Source organism: Sulfurihydrogenibium sp. (assembly GCF_027448985.1).
Taxonomy (GTDB): domain Bacteria; phylum Aquificota; class Aquificia; order Aquificales; family Hydrogenothermaceae; genus Sulfurihydrogenibium.
Genome location: NZ_DAIDMN010000100.1, coordinates 1 through 3983 on the forward strand (window position 1 = coordinate 1; position 3983 = coordinate 3983).

Genomic DNA, 3983 nt, shown 5'->3' on the forward strand with positions numbered 1-3983 from the left:
ACTTAGAGCCAACATCTTTTACAGTGATTAGAAGGATTACATTTACGTTTATCAGTATCAAGCAGGGTCAAACTGTTGTCGTTTATAACATTTTTGGCTGCTTTTATTCCTTTTGGTGGAGCTTCTTTAGTTTGGGTACCTGTTGCTATTTATCTTTTTACAACGAAAAGTTTTATAGCAGGAATACTTTTCTTTCTTTATGGAACTTTTGTTATAAGTACCGTTGACAACATTATAAGACCAATAGTTGTTGGAAGTAAGATAGATATTCATCCTATGATACTATTTTTTGCTATACTTGGTGGACTTAAAGCATTTGGATTCTTAGGTATATTTATAGCTCCTGTCATAGTTGCACTTATAGATGCATTTATAATGCTATACAAAAAAAGGTATAATATTACAGATTAGAAACCAAAGTCAAAACCAAATCCAAAGTTATCCTGAGATTGGATAATTCCTTTTTGTTTTCCAAAAAACTCTATTTGTAGTATATCTGCTTCAACAGGAATTTCTTTTGGACAAAAGAATGTACAGTACTTACAATGAATACATGAAGTTATGTTGTTATCTTTTGCAATTTCAATCCTCAAATCTCCAAGAGCATCATTTTTATCTTTCCAGAATCTAAAGATTTTTACAAAGTTTATAGGACCACCAAAGTTCTTATCATTTTGAAAAGCCGGACAAACGCTATAACATATTCCACAGAGAATACAGTCAGTCTCTTTCTCAAAATTTGATAACTCTTCAGGATAAACTTTATCCAAATACTCTTTTGGTTCAAACCATGTTTTGGCTTTTTTTAGTTTATTTAAATATTCATCTTGGTCCACGACTAAATCTTTTATAACTGGCATGTTATCAAGGGGCTCTATAACTACTTGATTGTTTTGAGCTAAATCTAAAACTTTTGTTTTACATGCTAAAACAGGTTTTCCGTTAACTTTAACACCACAGGTTCCACATATGGAAGCTCTACACTGAGCTCTGTAAGACAAGGATGGGTCCGTGTAGTTTTTTATCTGTTCTAAAACTCCCAAAGCCAACTTCTTCATGTTAACCTCCTTGTTAAATTTATGTTAGTATTTTAATATATAAAAACTGTTAAATCAACCTTAAATTTTTAACATTATTAAATGATATTAGTCATACTTAAACCAAACATCTATTTGATAGTTTTTTAACAAGAATTTTAAGGAGAATCAACAATGTTGGTTTTGGGAGTTTTACTTTCAACTGCTGCTTTGTCTTACTATTCACAGGCTTTGGAAGGTATCAGGATAGAAAAAATAACAGTTGAGGAAAAGAAAGTAAAAGAGGAAGTGGCATCTAAAAAAGAGCTTACACAGGAAGAAGCTAAAATCACAAGACAGATTGACCTTGGTGAGATTTTATCGGAGTTTTATCCGGAAATATGGTATATGAGAAAAGCCGGAATAGCAAACGACCTGTACATAAGAGGGTTTTCAAAAGATAACATTAATGTTTTGATAGACGGCTCAAAAATCTATGGAGCTTGTCCTAACAGAATGGACCCACCTTCCTTTCATGTTTCAAGTCCACAGATAGAATCAGTAACGATTAAAGAAGGACCTTTTGATGTTGAGAATGCTGGCTCTTTGGCTGCTGTTGTAAATGTTAAAACAAAAGACCCTAAGAAAGGTATAGGGGGAGAAGTAGGGGGTACCTATGGAAGTTGGAGTTATAGAACAGGTTATGTATGGGGTAATGTAGGAAACAAATACATAAAAGTGTTGGTAGGAGCGTCTAATCAGTACTCAAAACCCTACGAAAGTGGAGAGGGGAAAAAACTAACTGAGTACGCTCGGTATAGTATATGTAATCAAGCAAATACACCTCAATGTAAAATAATGGGATACAAACCACAGTATATTAACGACAAAGCTTTTAACATAGATAGAGTTTGGTTTAAAACGATTTTAACACCTAACGATAACTCTGAGATAAAACTATCCTACGCCTTTGAAAATGCAAGGAATGTCCTTTATCCGGCTTTAAAGATGGACGCTCTTTATGACAGGACCCACAGATTAAATGGAGATTTTCTACTAAAAGATATAGGACTAAAATTCAGTGTTTATTACAACGAAGTAAAACATGATATGCGAGATACTTTTAGAGAAACAACTTATAGGAGAGATACAAATTGGAATATAACAGGAGATAGACCATACAGTATGATGACATATGCAGAATCCAAAATGTTTGGAGCTAAAATATCAAAGGATTTTAATATAATGGGTGTTGATACTACGGTAGGTATAGATACGTATTTAAGAAACTGGTTTGCAGACAATGTGCAAAACGCTTTTACTACTCAAGAAAATAAAAACCCCGGAATGATTCCGGATGTTAATATAAAAGATATAGGACTTTTTATAAAAGGAAGTAAAAACATAGACAAGTGGACAATCTCCGCTGGACTGAGATACGATTACAACTACTCAAAAGCAGACCCAAACAGAATATCCGGAAAAAATAGAGACTTCATAACAAATGGATTGTTGACAAAATTCTCAAATACGGACAACTATCTATCCGGAAACATTGTGGCAAAGTACAACTTTAACAAAAAAGACAACGTCTATATAGGAATAGGACATACAGTTAGGGCTCCGGACCCACAAGAAAGATTTATAGCATTATCCGGAATGGCACCATGGTACGGTAATCCGGATTTAAAACCAACCAAAAACACAGAGATAGATTTAGGTGGTGAATACTTTCCACTTAACAACCTTGGACTTAGAGCCAACATCTTTTACAGTGATTTGAAGGATTACATTTACCTTTATCAGTATCAAGCAGGGTCAAACTGTTTAGTACCTGGAACAACATGGTGTACAACATACAAAAATATAGACGCTGTCATTTACGGTGGTGATGTTAGCGGTGTTTACGCATTTAACGATAAAATATCAGCAGAGTTAGGTATAGCTTATCAAGTAGGTAAAAAAACGGATAAAAAAGGAATATACAAAGACAGTGATTTGGTAGAAATACCACCATTAAAAACAAGAATGGCTGTCAAATATGATGATGGTAAATTTTACACACTTTTAGAAGGAATATACTCAGCAAAACAATCAAAAGTTGACTCTGACCTAAAAGAGCAGGAAACCGGAAGCTGGTTTATAATGAATGTAAAAGCCGGATACACCTATGCAAACAGACTGTTTGTTGGTGTAGGAATTGATAACATCTTTGATAGATTCTATTACAACTATCTCTCCTACGTAAGAGACCCATTTAGAGGAATATCTGTATCAGGAAATCCAGTTAAAATCCCAGAACCTGGAAGATTCATATACGCAAACGTATCATACAGATTCTAACCTGCTGCTGTTAATAACCTCCTGAAGGGAGCTTTAAGCTCCCTTTTTTTATTTTTTTTGTTTAAATAAAAATCAAACAGCGTTTGATTGACAAAAATAAAATATCGTTATATCCTAATGTATATCAATTTATCAAGGAGGCTTTTTTATGGCAGATTATAAAAGACCTACCGTATCAATAGTTGGAGCGGGGAATGTAGGAGAACACGTTGCGAACCTAATAGCTATAAGGGAGCTTGCGAACGTAAAACTCTTTGATTTACCAAAAAAAGTAGACGATAAAACTTTTGAAGTGGTAAAAGGGAAAGCGTTAGACATAAAACAGATGGCGGCAGCAATAGGTGTTGACGTTGATGTAAAAGGATACAACGTTACAGCAGATGGTCAAGGTTATGAACCATTGAAAGACTCAGACATAGTAGTCATAACAGCCGGATTTCCAAGAAGACCGGGGATGAGCAGAGATGACCTTTTAACAGCAAACGTTAACATAATAAGGACAATAGCAGAAAGAGTTGCTTTGTACGCACCAAACGCTGTTGTGATAGTTGTTTCAAACCCGGTAGATGTTTTAACCTATGCAGCTTTAAAAATAACCGGATTTCCTAAAAACAAAGTTTTAGG

At 34.4% G+C, this 3983-nt stretch carries 2 protein-coding genes and 2 pseudogenes; 3 read left to right on the top strand and 1 reads right to left on the bottom strand.

Features of this window, described 5'->3' with window-relative positions:
* Positions 1-75 precede the first annotated feature (75 nt).
* Positions 76-411 (top strand): AI-2E family transporter, encoded by a 336-nt coding sequence (locus NE054_RS07290; RefSeq protein ID WP_297890208.1) that lies wholly within the window; start codon positions 76-78, stop codon positions 409-411.
* Here NE054_RS07290 and NE054_RS07295 read toward each other — a convergent pair.
* Positions 408-1064: pseudogene (locus NE054_RS07295) on the bottom strand (2Fe-2S iron-sulfur cluster-binding protein); the annotation flags it as partial. The gene NE054_RS07290 and the pseudogene NE054_RS07295 sit on opposite strands and share 4 nt — an antisense overlap.
* Before the next feature lie 147 nt (positions 1065-1211).
* On the opposite strand from NE054_RS07295, the gene NE054_RS07300 reads away from it, so the two are divergent.
* Positions 1212-3359, top strand: coding sequence for a TonB-dependent receptor (locus NE054_RS07300; protein ID WP_297890210.1), 2148 nt, complete (start codon positions 1212-1214; stop codon positions 3357-3359).
* 148 nt (positions 3360-3507) lie between these two features.
* A pseudogene (locus tag NE054_RS07305) lies at positions 3508-3983 on the top strand (malate dehydrogenase); the annotation flags it as partial.